Origin of the sequence: Kitasatospora sp. NRRL B-11411, assembly GCF_000721345.1 — a bacterium.
Classification (GTDB): Bacteria; Actinomycetota; Actinomycetes; order Streptomycetales; family Streptomycetaceae; genus Kitasatospora; species Kitasatospora cineracea.
Map to the genome: position 1 here is coordinate 21311 of NZ_JOGH01000039.1, position 17900 is coordinate 39210.

16 protein-coding genes are annotated in these 17900 nt (G+C 73.6%); 2 read left to right on the forward strand and 14 right to left on the reverse strand.

The features are described 5' to 3' along the window. Positions 1-202: 202 nt before the first annotated feature. From ligA to IH44_RS0119215, 4 genes are all read right to left on the reverse strand, one after another. The gene (gene ligA / locus IH44_RS0119200) at positions 203-2560 is read right to left on the reverse strand and encodes an NAD-dependent DNA ligase LigA (RefSeq protein ID WP_232795010.1); all 2358 of its coding nucleotides are present in this window, start codon (positions 2558-2560) and stop codon (positions 203-205) included. Further along, positions 2557-3528, reverse strand: coding sequence for a methionine synthase (locus tag IH44_RS0119205; protein WP_051817069.1), 972 nt, complete (start codon positions 3526-3528; stop codon positions 2557-2559). Before IH44_RS0119205 ends, ligA begins: the two co-directional genes overlap by 4 nt. Positions 3529-3648: 120 nt before the next feature. Then, entirely contained in the window at positions 3649-4338 is a 690-nt protein-coding gene (locus tag IH44_RS0119210; protein WP_030460845.1) for an SDR family oxidoreductase, read from the reverse strand. Between the two features lie 11 nt (positions 4339-4349). Then, positions 4350-4886 (reverse strand): TIGR00730 family Rossman fold protein, encoded by a 537-nt coding sequence (locus IH44_RS0119215; RefSeq protein ID WP_030460846.1) that lies wholly within the window; start codon positions 4884-4886, stop codon positions 4350-4352. Between the two features lie 254 nt (positions 4887-5140). Here IH44_RS0119215 and IH44_RS0119220 point away from each other — a divergent pair, with 254 nt between their 5' ends. Next, complete coding sequence (locus IH44_RS0119220) at positions 5141-6772, forward strand: hypothetical protein (RefSeq protein ID WP_157852393.1); 1632 nt, start codon at positions 5141-5143, stop codon at positions 6770-6772. On the opposite strand, the gene mnmA is transcribed toward IH44_RS0119220, so the two are convergent. The 4 genes from mnmA to IH44_RS0119240 all read right to left on the reverse strand — a co-directional run bounded on the left by mnmA (position 6769) and on the right by IH44_RS0119240 (position 11178). Further along, positions 6769-7902, reverse strand: a complete 1134-nt coding sequence (mnmA, locus tag IH44_RS0119225) for a tRNA 2-thiouridine(34) synthase MnmA (protein WP_030460848.1) — start codon at positions 7900-7902, stop codon at positions 6769-6771. The two genes, IH44_RS0119220 and mnmA, sit on opposite strands and share 4 nt — an antisense overlap. Positions 7903-7943: 41 nt before the next feature. After that, positions 7944-9356, reverse strand: coding sequence for an MFS transporter (locus IH44_RS0119230; protein WP_030460849.1), 1413 nt, complete (start codon positions 9354-9356; stop codon positions 7944-7946). Positions 9357-9450: 94 nt separating this feature from the next. Further along, the gene (locus IH44_RS0119235; protein ID WP_030460850.1) at positions 9451-9942 is read right to left on the reverse strand and encodes a MarR family winged helix-turn-helix transcriptional regulator; all 492 of its coding nucleotides are present in this window, start codon (positions 9940-9942) and stop codon (positions 9451-9453) included. Between the two features lie 54 nt (positions 9943-9996). Next, positions 9997-11178 (reverse strand): cysteine desulfurase family protein, encoded by a 1182-nt coding sequence (locus IH44_RS0119240; RefSeq protein WP_030460851.1) that lies wholly within the window; start codon positions 11176-11178, stop codon positions 9997-9999. Between the two features lie 103 nt (positions 11179-11281). On the opposite strand from IH44_RS0119240, the gene IH44_RS0119245 reads away from it, so the two are divergent. Next, a complete protein-coding gene (locus tag IH44_RS0119245) occupies positions 11282-12103 on the forward strand; it encodes an IclR family transcriptional regulator (protein ID WP_030460852.1) in 822 nt (273 codons plus the stop codon). Here IH44_RS0119245 and IH44_RS0119250 read toward each other — a convergent pair. The 6 genes from IH44_RS0119250 to IH44_RS0119275 form a co-directional block, all read right to left on the reverse strand. Then, a complete protein-coding gene (locus IH44_RS0119250; RefSeq protein ID WP_030460853.1) occupies positions 12039-12698 on the reverse strand; it encodes a trimeric intracellular cation channel family protein in 660 nt (219 codons plus the stop codon). The genes IH44_RS0119245 and IH44_RS0119250 overlap by 65 nt on opposite strands. Positions 12699-12743: 45 nt before the next feature. Next, entirely contained in the window at positions 12744-13523 is a 780-nt protein-coding gene (locus tag IH44_RS0119255) for a hypothetical protein (RefSeq protein ID WP_030460854.1), read from the reverse strand. Positions 13524-13672: 149 nt separating this feature from the next. Then, positions 13673-14584 carry a hypothetical protein gene (locus tag IH44_RS0119260; RefSeq protein ID WP_030460855.1) on the reverse strand — a complete coding sequence of 304 codons (912 nt, stop codon included), beginning with the start codon at positions 14582-14584 and terminating at the stop codon, positions 13673-13675. Positions 14585-14698: 114 nt separating this feature from the next. Beyond that, complete coding sequence (locus tag IH44_RS0119265; RefSeq protein ID WP_030460856.1) at positions 14699-15748, reverse strand: ABC transporter ATP-binding protein; 1050 nt, start codon at positions 15746-15748, stop codon at positions 14699-14701. A 28-nt stretch (positions 15749-15776) separates the two neighbouring features. Next, a complete protein-coding gene (locus tag IH44_RS0119270; RefSeq protein WP_030460857.1) occupies positions 15777-16841 on the reverse strand; it encodes an ABC transporter ATP-binding protein in 1065 nt (354 codons plus the stop codon). Beyond that, positions 16838-17836 (reverse strand): ABC transporter permease, encoded by a 999-nt coding sequence (locus IH44_RS0119275; RefSeq protein WP_030460858.1) that lies wholly within the window; start codon positions 17834-17836, stop codon positions 16838-16840. The genes IH44_RS0119270 and IH44_RS0119275 overlap by 4 nt, the downstream gene beginning before the upstream one ends. Positions 17837-17900 lie beyond the last annotated feature (64 nt).

Genomic DNA, 17900 nt, shown 5'->3' on the forward strand with positions numbered 1-17900 from the left:
CCCGGGGCTCCGGCGGGAAGGCCGGCGCCACACACTCCTGCTGACAGTTCGTAGCGCCCAGGGTAAGCCGGGGTGCACCGCCTGGGCGCACTTTCGGGCCACCTCTGAGCGCAACGTCATATCCGCGCGTTGTTCAGTGACACAATGCCCGATTTCCTTCTCGAACACCCGGCTGACGCGGCATCAGGACGATAACGACCCGTCAGGAAACCTTCTCCGCCGTGTCTTCTCCGGCATTCTCCCCCACCGCGCCGGCTCCGTCCGGATCGCCGCCGGCGGCCGCCGGCGCGTCCGCGGGTTCGAGCCCGAGGTGCGCCCGGGCGGCGTCCGCGCCCTGCTCCAGCAGGACGGCGAAGCCCGCGTCGTCCAGGACCGGGACGCCCAGTTGGACCGCCTTGTCGTACTTGGAGCCGGGGTTGTCGCCGACCACCACGAAGTGCGTCTTCTTCGAGACCGAGCCGGTGACCTTGGCTCCGCGCGAGGTCAGCGCCTCCTTGGCGCCGTCCCGGGTGTGCCCGGCGAGGGTGCCGGTGACCACCACGGTCAGGCCCTCCAGCGGGCGTTCGCCCTGCTCCTCGGCGCCCTGCTCGGTGAAGACGACGCCGGCCTCCCGCCACTTGCGGAGGATCTCCCGGTGCCAGTCCTCGGCGTGCCACTCCTTGACGGCGCGGGCGATGGTCGGCCCGACGCCCTCGACGGCGGCCAGTTCGGTCTCGTCGGCGGCGAAGATCCGGTCCAGGTCGCGGAACTCGCGGGCCAGCGCCTGGGCGGCGACCGGGCCGACGTGCCGGATCGACAGGCCGTTCAGGAAGCGCCACAGCGGGCGGTCCTTGGCGGCGGCCAGGTTCTCCAGCAGGACGCCGGTGTTCTTCTTCGGCGCGCCGGAGGTGGTGGCGAAGAAGGAAACTTTCTTTTCCAGGCCGGTCTTGTCGTCCGGCTTGGGCATGCCGGTCTTCGGGTCGCGCACCAGGACCTTGATCGGCAGCAGCTGCTCCTCGGTGAGGCCGAAGATGTCGCCCTCGTCGCCGACCGGCGGGTCGGCGGGCTCCAGCGGCTGGGTGAGCGCGGTGGCGGCGACGTAGCCGAGGCCCTCGACGTCCAGGCACTGGCGGCCGCCGAGGAAGGCGATCCGCTCGCGGACCTGGGCCGGGCAGTGCTGGGCGTTGGGGCAGCGCAGGTCGATGTCGCCCTCGGACATCGGGCGCAGGTCGCTGCCGCACTCCGGGCACTGCGCGGGCATCACGAACTCCCGCTCGCTGCCGTCGCGCAGGTCGTAGACCGGGCCGAGGATCTCCGGGATCACGTCGCCGGCCTTGCGCAGCACCACGGTGTCGCCGAGCAGCACGTCCTTGGCCTTGACCACCTGCTGGTTGTGCAGGGTGGCGTACTGCACCATCGAGCCGGCCACCTTCACCGGCGCGGCCAGCACCGCGTACGGGGTGGCCCGGCCGGTGCGGCCGATGCCGATCTTGATCTCGGCGAGCTTGCCGGTGACCTCCTCCGGCGGGTACTTCCAGGCGATCGCCCAGCGCGGCGACTTGGAGGTGGAGCCGAGCCGGCCCTGCAGGGCGATCTCGTCGACCTTGACCACCACGCCGTCGATCTCGTGCTCGACGGAGTGCCGCTGCTCGCCGAAGCGCTTGATGAACGCCCGCACCTCCTCCAGGCTGCCGACCACCTCGTTGTGCTTGGCGGTGGGCAGGCCCCAGTCGTGCAGCAGCCGGTAGGCGTGCGACTGGCAGTCGATGTCGAAGCCGACCCGGGCGCCGATGCCGTGCACCACCATCCGCAGCGGGCGGGACGCGGTGACGTGCGGGTCCTTCTGGCGCAGCGAACCGGCGGCGGCGTTGCGCGGGTTCATGAACAGCCGGATCATCGCCCGGGGCCGCTTGCCCTCCTTGGCGCGCTCCTCGTTCTCCTGCCGGCGGCGCTCGTTCTCCTCGGCGAAGGAGGCGTTCAGCGCGTCGAACTCCTCGGTGGGGAAGTACACCTCGCCGCGGATCTCGACCAGTTCCGGGACGTCCTCGCCGTGCAGCCGGTGCGGGATGCCCGCGATGGTGCGGACGTTGGCGGTGATGTCGTCGCCGACCACGCCGGTGCCGCGGGTGGCGGCCAGCACCAGCTCGCCGCGCTCGTACGTCAGGTTGACGGCCAGGCCGTCGACCTTCAGCTCGCACAGGTAGTGGTAGTCGATGCCGGACAGTTCGGTGGCGACCCGCTCGGCCCAGGCGGCCAGCTCCTCGTCGTCCATCGCGTTGTCCAGGCTGAGCAGCCGCTCCCGGTGCACCACCGGGGCGAACTGCCCGGTCGACCCGCCGCCGACCTTCTGGCTCGGCGAGTCGGGCGTCACCAGCGCCGGGTGCGCGGCCTCCAGCGCCTCCAACTCCCGCATCAGGACGTCGAACTCGGCGTCGCTGATGACCGGGGCGTCCTGGTCGTAGTACCGGGCCCGGTGCTCCTCGATCTCGGTCGCCAGCTCGGCGTGCCGCGTCCGCACCTCCGCCGGGATCTCCTCCCAGCCCTCCACAGCCGCCACCGCGCCGTCCTCCTCGCTCGTCACTCCGGGTCGTCCACCAGGCTCCGGGCGGCCCGGACCGCCACGGCCAGTGCCCGTCGCGCGTACGCCGGGGACGCCCCCGCCAACCCGCACGTCGGCGTCACCACCACTCGGCGGCCCAGCAGTTCGGGGGCCAGCCCCAGCCTGCGCCACAACGTCCTGACACCCTGGACACTACCGGCCGGGTCCGACACCGCTTTTGATTCGGCGGGTGTGGCGTCAGTGGACGGCACCACACCGGCGAGCAGCAGGGTGCCGCCCTCGACCGCCTCGCCCAGGTCGTCGTCGTCACGCTCCGTCAGCAGGCCGAAGTCCAGGTTGATCCCGGCGGCCCCGGCCCGGCGCAGCAGCGGGATCGGCACCCCGGGCGCGCAACTGTGCACCAGGACGGGCGCGTCCAGGCCGCCGATCAGCTCGCGCAGCGCCTGCTCGGCGAGTTGGCGGTCGACCGCGCGCAGCCGCTGGAAGCCGCTGGCGGTCTTCACCGACCCGGCCAGCACCGCGGGCAGCAGCGGCTCGTCGAGCTGCAGGACGACGGTGGCGCCGGGGACCCGGCGGCGGACGTCGGCGAGGTGGCGGCGCAGGCCCTCGGTGAGCGAGCCCGCGATGTCGCGGCAGGCGCCGGGGTCGCTGAGCGCCTTCTCGCCGTGCCGGAGCTCGATCGAGCCGGCCAGCGTCCACGGCCCGACCGCCTGCACCTTGAGCGGCCCGGCGTAGCCCTGGGTGTACTCCTCCAGCGCGTCCAGGTCCTCGCCGAGCCAGGACACCGCCCGCTTGGTGTCCCGTCCGGGGCGGTCGGTGAAGCGCCACCCGCTGGGCTCGGTCTGCACGAACAGCTCGGTCAGCAGCCCGGCGCCGCGCCCGATCATGTCGGCGCCCGGCCCGCGCGCGGGCAGTTCGGGCAGGTGCGGCAGCTGCTCCAGCTCGGCCATCACGCCGCGGGCCATCTCCCGCACGTCCGTGCCGGGCATCGACCCGACCCCGGTCGCCGCGCCGGCCAGCTCCGCGAAAACGTCCACGTCAGTCACGGGGGAGAGCCTACGAGGCGCGCGCGGGGCGCGGGAAACGGCCCGCGCCCCTCGGCGTCCCGGCTACTTGCCCGGCCGGACGGTGATCTCGGTGATCTCGGCGTCCCGCGGCAGGTCGATCGCGGTGAGGACGGCGGTGGCGACCGACTCCGGCGCGATCCAGCGCTCCGGGTCGTACGCGGCGCCCTCCTGCTGGTGGACCTTCTGCTGCATCGGGGTGGCCGTCCGGCCCGGGTAGACGCTGGTCACCCGGACGCCGTTGGCGTGCTCCTCCTGCCGCAGCGCGTCCGCCAGCGCGCGCACCGCGAACTTGCTGGCCGCGTACGAGCCCCAGGTCGGGTCGGCCCGCAGTCCGGCGCCGGAGTTGACGAACACCACGTGGCCGCGGGCCAGCCGCAGCGAGGGCAGCAGCAGCCGGGTGAGCTCGGCGGGCGCGACCGCGTTGACGTTCAGCTGGTGCTGCCAGGCCTTGACCGGGGTCTCCGCGACGGTGCCGAGTTCGACCACGCCCGCGACGTGCAGCAGCGAGTCGAGCTCGACCGGGAGCGCCTGGTGCCCGAACGCCCAGGACAGCTTGGCCGGATCGTCCAGGTCGCCGACCAGGGTCCTCGCCCCGGGGTACCGCTCGCGCAGCTGGGCGGCCCGGCGGGCGTCGCGGACGAGCAGCCAGAGCTCCTCGCCGCGGGCGGTGAGCTTGTCGGCGACGGCGGCGCCGATGCCGGAGCCGGCTCCGGTGATCAGGTGGACACCCACGACGGTCTTCCTTACTGGGGCTGGTGCGCGGACAGGTGGGCGAGGGCCTCGGCGGGGGTCTGCGCGAAGGCCACCAGCTCGGCGAGCGGACGGGGCAGGAAGCCCTCGGCGTCCATCCGCTCCAGCTGGAGGCGCAGGCCGGTGTAGAAGCCCTCGCTGTCCAGGACGACCACCGGCTTGTCGTGCATGCCGTGCTTCTTCAGCTCCAGCACCTCGGTGATCTCGTCCAGCGTCCCTACCCCGCCGACCAGCACCACCAGCGCGTCCCCGTGGGCCAGCAGCTCGGCCTTCCGGCTCGGCAGGTCGGGCATCGTCACCAGCTCGTCCGCACCCTCGTACGCCTTGTGCCGCAGGAACTCCACCGAGATCCCCACCAGCCGCCCGCCGGCGGCCTTGACCCCGTCCGCGAGCTGCCCCATCAGCCCCGCGTGCGACCCTCCCCACACCAGCGTGTGCCCGGCCTCACCGAGCAGCCGGGCGAACTCGGCCGCCGGGGCGGTGTACTTGGCGTCGAGGGAGTTGGCGGAGCAGAAGACCGTGATGTTCATAGTGCTCCCAGTCCTATCACCGCCCGGCGCGCCCGGGTCAAACCGATAACCGGCCGAACCGGTCGAACCGGTGACCGGGCCGGCCCGGCCGAACCGCTCCGGCTCGGAGCAGCAGCCGCATCAGGATCGTCGGGGCGGCGGCGACCGACCACACCGACTCGACGACGTCGCCGGACCCGCCCGCCCGGCGGCCCTCCGGCCCATCCCGGAAAACCCTTGGCCCACCGGGCCCCCGGCCTGCCAGCATGCCGCGCGTGACGACGGTGGACGAGGCGTGGCGGCAGTTGACGGTGTGGGCCCGCGAACCGGTGCTGGAGCAGCTGCGGCAGGCCGCCCGGGGCGAACCGGTCGTCCCGTCCCTGCACCACTGGCGCACGGGCATGGACCCGGCCGCGCCCGCCGCGCTGCCGTTCCTGATCGCCCTGGTCCGCGAACCGGACTTGCCGAATCGCGAGCAGCTGCTGGGCTTCCTGGTGCTGCTGGTCGACGTCGGCCGGCAGGAGGCCGCCGAGCGCCGCGCGCCCGGCTGGACCGCCGCCTGGCGCGAGCACCGCACCACCCTGGAACCGCTGCTGGCCGACCCGGACCCGCAGGTGCGGAACACCGCCGTGCACCTGGCCGAGCGGGCCCGACCGCTGCTGGCCCGGATCCCGGCGGAGACCGAACCCTGGCTGCGGGTACGGCAGTTGCAACGCCTGGGCGCGGTGGCCGACCCGGCCAACGACGCGGCCCGCGCCCTGCTCACCGACACCCTGCACGGCGCCGACGGCCCGGACGCCGCCGCCCACCGGCTGGCCGCGCTGTGGGGGCTGACCGCGCTGGACGCCGCCGAACCCGAGCGCTGGGCCGACCAGTGGGTGGCGGCCGTCCTCGACCCGGCGGCGCCCGCGGCGGTCGAGCGGCTGTGGGACCGGCCCGACGACGACTACCGGGCCGAGTTGGGACAGGAGGTCGCCTCGATCGCCTGGTCACTGCCGCCACGCCTCACCGCGCACCTCTCCGTCCGGCTGGCCCGGGCCGCCCGGGACGCCGACCGGCCCGAGCTGTGCGCGGCCGCGCTGGAGGCGGCGTGGCACCCGCTGCTGGACCTCCCGTCGACCGGCCCGCTCTGGCCCGCCACCGCCGGCGAGCTGCTCTCCTCGCCCGACCCCCGGATCCGACACTGGGCGGCGGCCTTCCTCGCCGTGCTGGGCCGCGCGGCCGCCCCGTACGCCGACGCGCTGCACGCCCGGCTGGCGGACACCGACGGCGACGAGTTCCTCGACGGCACCACCGCCGACCAGGCGCGCTGGGCGCTGGCCCGGATCGGCGATCCGCGCGTCCTGCCCGACCTGGTACGGCAGTTGACGGCGGTGGAGCGGGAGAACGGCCGGGGCTTCGTACGCGGCGACCCGCGCCGCCCCGAACCGTACGACGCGCTGCTCCCGCTGCACGAGCACGCGGCGGTGCTGCGCCCGCAGGTCGCGGAGTGGGCCCGGGAGGGCGAGTCGCACGCCTGGCCGTGGAACCATCCGGGCGCCCGGCTGCTGGCGGCCTGGGACGGCGCGGCCGACGGCCCCGCACCACCGCCGGACCTGGAGGCGGCGGTGCGCGGGCTGCTCCGGACTCCGCCGGTCCGCCTGGTCCACGAGAGCCCCGCCCCGTACCTGCGCGGCACCTGGGCCGTCACCGCCCTGTCCCGGCGCGGCCCGCTATCCCCCGAGGTCCGGGCCGCCGTCGCACACGTCCTCGCACTGGACCGCCGGCTGTCCTGGCTCGGCGACTACCGGACGGTCCTGGACGACGAACGGCTGCGCGACACCCTGCACCGGGCCCTGCGCGGCGAGGCGGTCACGATGCCGCCGCTGTCACACCTGGACGAATCCGACGCCGAACTGGGGTGTTAGACCCCCACGGCCCGCTCGGTGCTCGCGATGGTCGCCGAGCCGACCACCCGGGTGCCGTCGTACAGCACCACGGCCTGGCCGGGGGCGATGCCGCGGGCGGGGCTGTCGAGCCGGACGTGCAGTTCGTCCTCGCCCAGCACGGCGGTGACCGGCACCTCCTCGCCGTGGGCCCGCAGTTGGGCGGTGTAGCGGCCCTCGCCGACGGCGGGGGTCCCGCACCAGCGGGGGCGGATGGCGGTGAGGGCGTGCACGTCGAGTCCTTCGACCGGGCCGACGGTGACGGTGTTGTTCACCGGCGAGATGTCGAGCACGTAGCGGGGCTTGCCGTCGGCGGCGGGGCGGCCGAGCCGCAGGCCCTTGCGCTGGCCGATGGTGAAGCCGTACGCGCCGTCGTGCTCGCCGAGCTTGGTGCCGTCGGCGTCGAGGATGTCGCCGGGGGCGGTGCCGAGGCGTTCGGCCAGGAAGCCCTGGGTGTCGCCGTCGGTGATGAAGCAGATGTCGTGGCTGTCGGGCTTCTTGGCGACGGCCAGGCCGCGCCGCTCGGCCTCCGCGCGGATGACGTCCTTGGTGGTGTCGCCGAGCGGGAACAGCGAGTGGGCGAGCTGTTCGGCGTCGAGCACGCCGAGGACGTACGACTGGTCCTTGGCGGCGTCGACGGCGCGGTGCAGTTCGCGGGTGCCGTCGGCGTGGTCGACGATCCGGGCGTAGTGGCCGGTGCAGACGGCGTCGAAGCCGAGCGCGATCGCCTTGTCGAGCAGCGCGGCGAACTTGATCTTCTCGTTGCAGCGCAGGCACGGGTTGGGGGTGCGTCCGGCGGCGTACTCGGCGACGAAGTCCTCGATCACGTCCTCGCGGAAGCGCTCGGCCAAGTCCCAGACGTAGAACGGGATGCCGATCACGTCGGCGGCGCGGCGGGCGTCCCGGGAGTCCTCCAGGGTGCAGCAGCCGCGGGCGCCGGTGCGGAAGGACTGCGGGTTGCTGGCGAGCGCCAGGTGGACGCCGGTCACCTCGTGGCCGGCCTCGACGGCCCGGGCGGCGGCGACCGCGGAGTCGACGCCGCCGGACATCGCGGCGAGCACGCGCAGGCGGCCGGTGGACGGGGTGGTCGGGGCGCCGGGGAAGTCAGTCATGGTGCCTCCAAGCGTAACGGGGGCGGGCGGCGCCCCGGCCGTCACCCGTGGACCAGGGCGGGCGGCTCGGCGGCGGGCTCCCCGGCCGGCGCGGCGGGCCGGTGCCGGGGCAGCGCGAGGGCCAGCAGGAACGCGGCGAGCAGCAGCGCGGCGCCGGTGCCGAAGGCGAGGTGGAAGCCGCCGGTGCCGCGTCCGGCGGCCAGCGCGGTGAGGACGGCGACGCCGAGCGCGGCGCCGACCTGCTGGGTGGTGTTGAGCAGGCCGGAGAGCAGTCCGGCGTCCTCGGGGCGGGCGTCGGCCATGCCGAGGGCGGTGAGGGCGGTGGCGGCGAGGCCGAACCCGGCGGCGCCGAGCAGGGTGGGCAGCACGTCGGCGGCGTAGTTGAGGGGTCCGGCCGGGAGCCGGGTGAGCAGGGCGATGCCGACGGTGAGCAGGGCCAGGCCGAGCAGCAGGGTGCGGCGTTCGCCGAGCCGGGCGATGGTGCGGGCGGCGAGCAGCAGCGAGACGGCGGCGATGGTGAGGGCGGCGGGCAGCATGGCCAGGCCGGTGGCCAGCGCGCTGTAGTGCTGGACCTGCTGGAGGTACAGGGCGAGCAGGATCTGGAAGCCGAACAGCGCGGCCAGCATGAGGATCTGGACCAGGTTGGCGAGGGCGGTGGTGCGCCGGGCGAGGATCCGCAGCGGCAGCAGCGGGGTGGCGGCGCGGGCCTGCCGGTGCAGGAAGGCGGCGAGCAGGACGAGCGCTGCGGCGCCGGTGGCGAGGGTGCGGGCGGAGGTCCAGCCGGCCGGGCCGCCCTCGACGATGGTGTAGACGCCGAGCATCAGTCCGCCGGTGACCAGGGCGGCGCCGGGGGCGTCGGCACCGGCCCCGAGGCCGGGGCCGCGGTCGTCGGCCAGCAGGCGGCGTCCGGCCAGGACGGCGGCGGCGCCGATCGGCAGGTTGATGAGGAAGATCCAGTGCCAGCCGAGGCCCGCGGTGAGGACGCCGCCGAGCACCTGGCCGAGCGAGGCGCCCGCGGCGCCGGTGAAACCGACCACGCCGAACGCCTTGGCCCGCTCGGCGGGGTCGGGGAACAGCGCGACCACCATGCCGAGGCCGACGGCGGAGGCCGTCGCGCCGCCGACGCCCTGCAGGAAGCGGGCGGTGATCAGCGTCGCGGGGCCGGTGGCGAGGCCGCAGAGCACGGAGGCGGCGGTGAAGGCGGCGATCCCGGCGAGGTAGACCCGGCGGCGGCCGAGCAGGTCGCCGAGGCGTCCGGCGAGCAGCAGCAGTCCGCCGAAGGCGACCACGTAGGCGTCCACCACCCAGGCGAGTCCGGCCGGTCCGACGTGCAGGTCGGCCTGGATGGCGGGCAGCGCGACGGTGGTGATCGATCCGTCGAGGATCACCATCAGCATTCCGGCGCACACCACCGCGAGGGCCGGCCAGCGGGTGCGTGACGAGTTCTCGGGCATGGTCTCTCCCCTCCGTGGGGACGCGTGGGCGCGCTCCCCCGATAAGAGAGACCGTAGCAGATAGTTTTGTAGTAGACGATCCTGAACGGGACGGCTATCCCTGCCGGGCCCGCCGCGGCTTGCGCACCCCGTCGGCCTCGCCCGCCGCCGGGAGCTCCGCCGACCGCTGCAGCCGGTCCAGCGCGTCCACGAACACCTGCCGCTCCCCCGCCGACAGCTCGCCCAGCGCCTCCCCGTGCACCCGGTCGACGATCACCTCGCCGCGCCGGACCAGCTCGGCGCCCGCGGGCGTGACGTGGATGACCTTCACCCGCCGGTCGGTCGCGGACGGGTGGCGCTCGGCCAGGCCGTCGCGCTCCAGCTCGTCGGCGGTGACCACCATGGTGGTCTTGTCCAGCCCGGCGATCGCGGCCAGCTGCGACTGGGTGCGCCCGCCCTCCAGGGCGTGCACCAGCACGCAGTGCTTGCGCGGGGAGCTGTCGATCTCGGCCAGGGCCAGCGACAGCCGGGTGTTCATCGCGTGCGCGGCCTGCACCAGCATCCCGGTGAGGTCGCGGACGGTGCGCTCGGGCAGGGGGGCGTCCATGCCCCCAGAATACGTCCGGTAGCAGAAGGTTCCGCCCGGGAGGAAAGCCCGGCCTCAGCGGGCGGCGCGCACCAGCCCGGCCCGGCGGGCGCGCTCCACCGCGCCGGGCAGTGCGGCGGCCAGCGCCGCCACGTCGGCGGCGGTGGAGGTGTGGCCGAGCGAGAAGCGCAGCGAGGCCCGGGCGAGTTCCGGGTCGACGCCCATCGCCAGCAGCACGTGGCTGGGCTGCGGGACGCCGGCCGAGCAGGCCGAGCCGGTGGAGCACTCCACGCCCGCCGCGTCCAGCAGCATCAGCAGCGCGTCGCCCTCGCAGCCGGGGAAGGAGAAGTGCGCGTTGGCGGGCAGCCGCCCGTCGGCGCCGGGGTCGCCGTTGAGCACCGCGTCGGGCGCGGCCGCGCGGACCACCGCGAGCAGTTCGTCGCGCAGCGCGCCGACCGCGGCCGCGTACCCGGGCTGCCGCTCGACGGCCAGCGCGGCGGCCACCGCGAACCCGGCCGCGCCGGGCACGTCCAGCGTCCCGGAGCGCACGTCGCGCTCCTGGCCGCCGCCGTGCAGCAGCGGGACGGGCTTGGCGGAGCGGGCCAGCAGCAGCGCGCCGACCCCGTACGGGCCGCCGACCTTGTGGCCGGTGACGGTGAGCGCGGTCAGCCCGGAGTCGGCGAAGGAGACCGGCACCTGACCGAGCGCCTGCACCGCGTCGGAGTGCATCGGCACGTCGAACTCGGCGGCGACGGCCGCGAGTTCGCGGATCGGCTGGACGGTGCCGACCTCGTTGTTGGCCCACATCACGGTGACCAGCGCGACCGTCCCCGGATCCCGCTCGATCGCCTCGCGCAGCGCCTCGGGGTGCACCCGGCCGAGCGCGTCCACCGGCAGGTACTCGACCTCGGCGCCCTCGTGCTCGGCCAGCCAGTGCACCGCGTCCAGCACCGCGTGGTGCTCGACCGGGCTGCTCAGCACCCGGCGGCGGGCCGGATCGGCGTCGTGCCGGGCCCAGTACAGGCCCTTGACCGCCAGGTTGTCGGACTCGGTGCCGCCGCCGGTGAGCACGATCTCGCTGGGGCGGGCGCCCAGCGACTCGCCGAGCGACTCCCGGGACTCCTCGACCACTCTGCGGGCCCGCCGTCCGGCGGCGTGCAGCGAGGAGGCGTTGCCGACGACGCCGAACTGCGCCGTCATCGCGGCGACCGACTCGGGCAGCATCGGGGTGGTGGCGGCGTGGTCGAGGTATGCCATAGCGGGAACCAGTGTAGGCGGCGGAAGAGTCACGATTTGGCCATTGCACCCTCTGCAACGCGCCGTTAGCCTTCCGGCCACGCCGATGTGAGAGGGAGGGGCCGTGTCCCAGACGGTCGACCGCGCGCTGACCATCCTGGCGTCGCTCGGCGAGGGCCCGGCGTCGCTGGAGCAGGCCGCCGCGAAGATCGGGGTGCACAAGTCCACCGCGCTGCGGCTGCTGCGCACCCTGCAGGAGCACGGGTTCGTCCACCGGCAGTCCGACCAGCGCTACCGGCTCGGCGGCCGGCTGTTCGCGCTCGCCCACCAGGCGCTGGAGGGCATCGACATCCGGCAGGTCGCCGCCCCGTACCTGGCGGTGCTGAACGAGCGCTACGGGCACACCGTGCACCTGTCGGTGCTGGAGGAGGACGAGGTGCTGTACCTCGACAAGGTCGAGGCCAAGTACCCAAACCACGGCCGCAGCTGGCTCGGCGAGGCCAGCCGGATCGGCAAGCGGGCGCCCGCGGTGGCGACCGCGGCGGGCAAGGTGCTGCTCGCGGACCTGCCCGCCGAGAAGCTCGCCGCCTTCCTGGAGGGCGCCGACTTCCCGGCCCGCACCCCGCAGTCGATCCGCGGCCCGGAGGAGTTCCGGGCCGAGCTGGCCGAGGTGCGCCGCCGCGGCTGGGCGGTGGACCAGGCCGAGTACCAGGAGTCGGTGAACTGCATCGCCGCCCCGATCGCCGGCACCGAGGGCACCGCGATCGCCGCCTGCTCGATCTCCGCCCCGGTCCGGATCGCCTCGGTGACCGAGCTCAGCAAGCTGCTGCCGGAGCTGCTCTGCACGGTCGAGGCGATCTCGCTGGCGTACGGCGGCTCGCCTACTCCTCGCTGGTGCGAGAACCGTTGCGGTGCCAAGCACGAGGTGCGCGCCAGCCGTACTTGAGCGCCAGCATCCGCATGGTGAACGCGACCACGGCGGCCAGCGCGGCGTTCAGCGGGGTCAGCTGCCCGGCCGCGATCAGCACCGCCACCACGGCGGAGCCGACCAGCGCCGGGACGGCGTAGATCTCGCGGTCCCAGCGCAGCAGCGAGGGCGGCTCCATCGCCAGCAGGTCGCGGATCACGCCGCCGCCCGCGGCGGTCAGCATGCCGCAGGCCACCGAGGCGATCGCGCCCAGGCCGTAGGTGTGCGCCTTGATGGTGCCGGTGACGCAGAACAGGCCCAGGCCCGCGGCGTCCAGCACCATCACCGCCCGGGTGATCCGCTCCACCTCGGGGTGCAGGAAGAACACCACCACTCCCGCAACCAGCGGGGTGGGGAAGTACCCGAAGCTGGTGAACGCGGCCACCGGCAGCGCCCCGATCACCAGGTCCCGCAGGATGCCGCCGCCCAGCGCGGTGGCCTCGGCCAGCACGCAGATGCCGAAGATGTCCATGTTCTTGCGGACCGCCATCAGGCCGCCGGACAGCGCGAACACGAAGATGCCCACCAGGTCGAGGGTCTGCTGGACGTTGTGCGGGAAGATCTCGGAGGTCACCTGGTCAGTGTGCACACCGGCCTCCCGCCGCCCGCCGCCGGGCGGTCAGGCGAACTGCTCGTGCGGCGCGGGCCCGCCCAGCGCGTTCAGCCGGGTCGGCATCCTCAGCGTGGTCATCCGCCGCCAGCCGCCCGCCCGCTCGTACGCGTACACCGCGTGGATGCCCGCCGCCAGCGCCGCCGACTTCGCCCGCGGCCAGCGCAGCAGCTCCCCGAGGTGCGCCATCACGGCCAGGCTGACGTCCCGGTAGGTGCGGATCTCGGCCCGGGCGGTGGACTGCAGGGTGTCCAGGATCGCCCGGCCGTGCCCGTGATACGCCAGCCGCAGCAGCTCCTCGTGGCAGAACGCCAGGTGGTTGTCCTCGTCGTTGGAGATCATCCGCACCGCCCGGCCCAGCTCCGGGTGGTCACCGAAGATCCGCTTCAGCATCAGCATCTGCTCGGACGCCCGCTGTTCGGTGACCCGGCTGTGCGCCAGGTACGTGATCACGTCCTGCTCGGTCAGCGGCTCGTCGCGGCGCAGCCGGGTGTGCGCCAGGCCGATGCCCTGCCGCTCCAGGATCATCGTGTAGTCGGTGTCGTCCGGGACGTCCCGCTCGGTCAGGCCGCGCTTGTGCATCAGCGCCTTGAAGATCCGGCCGTGCTTGTCCTCGTCGGCGCCGTGCCGGGCCACCTTGGGCGCCAGCTCCGGGTCGGGCACCAGCCGGGCGATCCGGCCGTTCTCCCAGCCGCCCTGGTCCTCGCCCTTCGCGGCGATCGAGCAGAACAGCCGGAACGCCTGGTCGTCGTCGTGGATCTCCTGGAACAGACTGCTGGCCGACAGCATGGTGACCTACCCTCGCACGGGAGCCGGGACATTCCGCTCCAGTCAAGGCACCGCCCCCGCCCCCGGCAACAGCTCCGGCCGGGGGCTGCGCCGGACGAAGGACAGCCTGCCCTGCGGAGGCCGGTGCCGCGTCCGGCGCACCCCCGGTACTAGCCGACCAGCCGGCGCCGCCAGTCCAGGCCGGTCACCTCGACGGCCCGCGACGGGTCGCCGTCCCAGCGGACCGTCAGGCCGACGGCGCGCAGGGCGGCCGCCACCTCGTGGCCGACCGCGGCGGTGGTCCCGGGCGAGCCGTCGAAGCCGCCGTAGTGCAGCGACAGGCCGTGGCCCTCGGCGGCGTGGCCGGTGCTCTGGGAGTGGAAGTAGACGAAGCCGCGGGCCTCCGGGTTCTCCGCCCCGATCTCGCTGTTGCCGCAGCTGCTGCAGCAGGTGAAGTTCTCCCGGGCGGTGATCCCGGCCGCCTCCAGCGCGCCGAACGCCCGGGCCAGCCGCTCCGGGTCGGTCTCGCCGGTCCAGGTGCGCTGCTCGGCGACCCGCTCCAGCCAGAGCCGGTCGGCCAGCTGCTTGGCCTGCTCCTCGCCGACCGGCCGGTGCCCGTCCCGGACGAGGTACTCCTGCGCGGTCTCGGCCAGCCCGTCCAACGTGGCGTACCCGCCCGCGAGTTGGCGCCGCAGCTCCTCCAGCAGGCTCGCCTCGTCCTCCTCCGGCAGTTCGAGCGGCGCGGGCTCCGGGTCGGGCCCGAAGTCGATCCGCTCCCACTCCTCCCCCGCCGCCCAGTCCGGGTCCTGCCGGGCCCAGCCGACCAGCAGTTCGGCGACCCGCTCCAGCTCGGTCACCCGCGCCCCGAAGTGGCGCGACTGCGCGCCGTCCCGGTACTCGACCGTCCAGGCGCCGTGCTCCGGGCACGCCTGCGCGTAGGTGTCGGGCAGGTCGGGGACCCGCTGGAGCACCAGGAAGGCGCCCTTCCACTGCCCCATGTCCCGTACCAGGTCCCGGAGTCCGTCCTCCGAGAACCGGACGCCGACCCGCCCCGACCTGTCCTGCACCGCGATCTCCAGCATGCCCCTCACCTTGCCACCCGCCACCGTCAGTCCCGCCGGCCCGCACGAACGACGGAGTCCGCCCGGCGGGGGAACCCCCTCGCCGGACGGACTCTCGAACCCTCGAACGACGAACTACTCGCCCGCGTTCTCCGGGAAGTGGCAGGCCACCTGGTGCCCGGTCGACACCGTGGCCAGCGGCGGCTGCTCGCTCGCGCAGACGTCCTGGGCCTTCCAGCAGCGGGTGCGGAAGCGGCAGCCGGACGGCGGGTTGAGCGGGGAGGGCACGTCGCCGGTGAGCAGGATGCGCTCGCGGCGCTCCTTGCGGCGCGGGTCGGGCACCGGCACCGCGGACATCAGGGCGTTGGTGTAGGGGTGCATCGGCCGGGCGTAGAGGGCGTCCCGGTCGGCGATCTCCACCACCTTGCCGAGGTACATCACCGCGACCCGGTCGGAGACGTGCCGGACCACCGAGAGGTCGTGCGCGATGATCAGGTAGGTGAGGCCGAGCTCCTTCTGGAGGTCGTCCAGCAGGTTGACCACCTGGGCCTGGATGGAGACGTCCAGCGCGGAGACCGGCTCGTCGGCCACGATCATCTTGGGGCGCAGCGCCAGGGCGCGGGCGATGCCGATGCGCTGGCGCTGGCCGCCGGAGAACTCGTGCGGGTAGCGGTTGTAGTGCTCGGGGCTGAGGCCGCAGAGCTCCAGCAGGTCCTGGACGGCCCGCTTGACGCCGTGCTCGGTGCTGATCTTCTGCAGCCGGAAGGGCGCGCCGACGATGGTGCCGATGGTGTGCCGGGGGTTCAGCGAGGAGTACGGGTCCTGGAAGATCATCTGGATGTCGCGGCGGTACGGGCGCATCGCCGCGACGCCCAGGTGGGTGATGTCGCTGCCGTCGAACTCGATCTTCCCGCCGGTGGGTTCGTCGAGCCGGGTGACCAGGCGCCCCATGGTGGACTTGCCGCAGCCGGACTCGCCGACCACGCCGAGGGTCTCGCCGGCGTTGACCGTGAAGTCGATGCCGTCGACCGCCCGCACCGCGCCGACCTGGCGCTTCAGCAGGCCCTTGGTGACCGGGAAGTGCCGGGTCAGTCCGGTGACCCTCAGCAGGGGTTCGCGGTCGGGCCCGGGCGCCTGGGCCGGCACCTTCTCGAGCTGCGGCACCGCCGCCTGACTGTCCGTCATCGCTGCTCTCCAAATGGGTGGTACGTGCTCACAGCCGGGGCGCGATCTCTTCGGTGAAGATCCGGTGGCGTTCGGCGATCGGCAGGTGGCAGGCGGCGTGGTGCCGGGGCGCGGCCTCGGCGAGCACGGGCACCTCGCTGGTGGAGCGGCCGCCGGTGAGCTCGGCGTACGGGCAGCGCGGGTGGAAGGCGCAGCCGGACGGCACGTTGATCAGGCTCGGCGGGGTGCCCTTGACCGGGATCAGCCGGTCCTGGAGCTCCCGGTCGAGGCGGGGCATCGAGCCGAGCAGGCCCCAGGTGTAGGGGTGCTCGGGGGATTCGAAGATGGTCGCGGCGGGGCCGCGCTCGACGGGCTTGCCGCCGTACATGACCAGGATGTCGTCGGCGAGTTCGGCGACCACGCCCAGGTCGTGGGTGATGATGACGACCGCCGAGCCGAACTCCTTCTGCAGGTCGCGGATCAGGTCGAGGATCTGCGCCTGGACGGTGACGTCGAGGGCGGTGGTCGGCTCGTCGGCGATCAGCAGCGAGGGGTCGTTGACCAGCGCCATCGCGATCATGGCGCGCTGGCGCATGCCGCCGGAGAACTCGTGCGGGTAGTTGTCGACCCGCTTGTCGGGCTGCGGGATGCCGACCCGGTCGAGCATCTCGACCGCCCGGGTGCGGGCCTCCTTCTTGGAGGCGCCGGGGTGGTGGGCCCGGTAGCCCTCGACGATCTGGGCGCCGACCGTGAAGTACGGGTGCATCGCGGTCAGCGGGTCCTGGAAGATCATCGCCATCTTCTGGCCGCGCAGCTTGCGCACCCGGTCGGGGCCGGCCGCGATCAGCTCCTCGCCGTCGAGCCAGATCTCGCCGGTGATCTGCGGGGCGCCGCGCTTGGTGCCGGTGCGGTGCAGTCCCATGATCGACAGCGAGGTGACGGACTTCCCGGAGCCGGACTCGCCGACGATGCCGAGGGTCTTGCCGCGCTCCAGGTCGAAGCTGAGCCCGTTGACGGACTTGACCAGTCCGTCGTCGGTCGGGAAGTGCACCTTCAGGTCGCGGACCGACAGGAAGGGCTTGTCGGCCAGGTTGGGCTTGTCGGTGTTGCTCATGTCAGCCTCACCCGCGGGTCGACGACGGCGTACAGCATGTCCACCACGAGGTTGGCCATGATGATGAAGAACGCGGCGAACAGGGTCACGCCCATGATCACCGGGAGGTCGCTGGACTGGATCGAGGTGACCGCCTCGTAGCCGAGTCCGCGCAGGTTGAAGGTCTTCTCGGTGAGCACGGCGCCGCCGAGCAGGCCGCCGAGGTCCATGCCGAAGATGGTCAGGATCGGGGTCAGCGTGGAGCGCATGGCGTGCTTGCCGATGACCACCGGTTCCTTGAGGCCCTTGGCCCGCGCGGTGCGGATGTAGTCCTCGCCGAGGACGTCCAGCAGGGTGGCCCGACTGAGTCGGGCGTACGTCGCGGCGAACAGGAACGCCAGGGTCACCCATGGCAGCACCAGCCCCTGGAACCAGGAGACCGGATCGTCCGCGAAGTCGGTGTAGCTGTTGGGGAACCAGCCGAGCTGGTTGACGAACAGCGCGAGCGCGACCAGGCCGGTGAAGTACATCGGCAGCGAGACGCCGGCCAGCGCGACGGTCATGGTGATGCGGTCCAGCGCGGTGCCGCGGCGCAGCGCCGAGATGACGCCGGTGGCGGTGCCGAAGACCAGCCAGAGCACGGAGGCCCCGACCGCGAGCGAGACGTCGACGCCGACCCGGTTGAGCAGGAGCGGCCAGACCGCCTGCTCGGTCTTGAACGAGTAGCCCAGGCAGGGGGCCGCGCAGTGGGTCATGTCGGTGCCGGCGTTGTAGTCGCGGCCGGCGAACACCCCGCGCAGGAAGAGCCAGAACTGTTCGATGATCGACTTGTCGAGGCCCATCTTGTGGCGGATTCCCTCGACCGCCGCCTTGTCCGCGATCTTGCCCACGTAGAGCATCGCGGGATCGGTTCCGGTGAGTTTCGGCACCATGAAGAAGATGCCGAAGGTCACCGCGGCGACCACCAACAGCATGAAGGCGACGTTGATCAGTCGCCTGACGAGATACACGAGCACTGCGGTCGGCCCTGCCGCGGGCCGGCCGGACGCCCCGGTGGGGGCGCCGCGGCCGGCCCGGGCA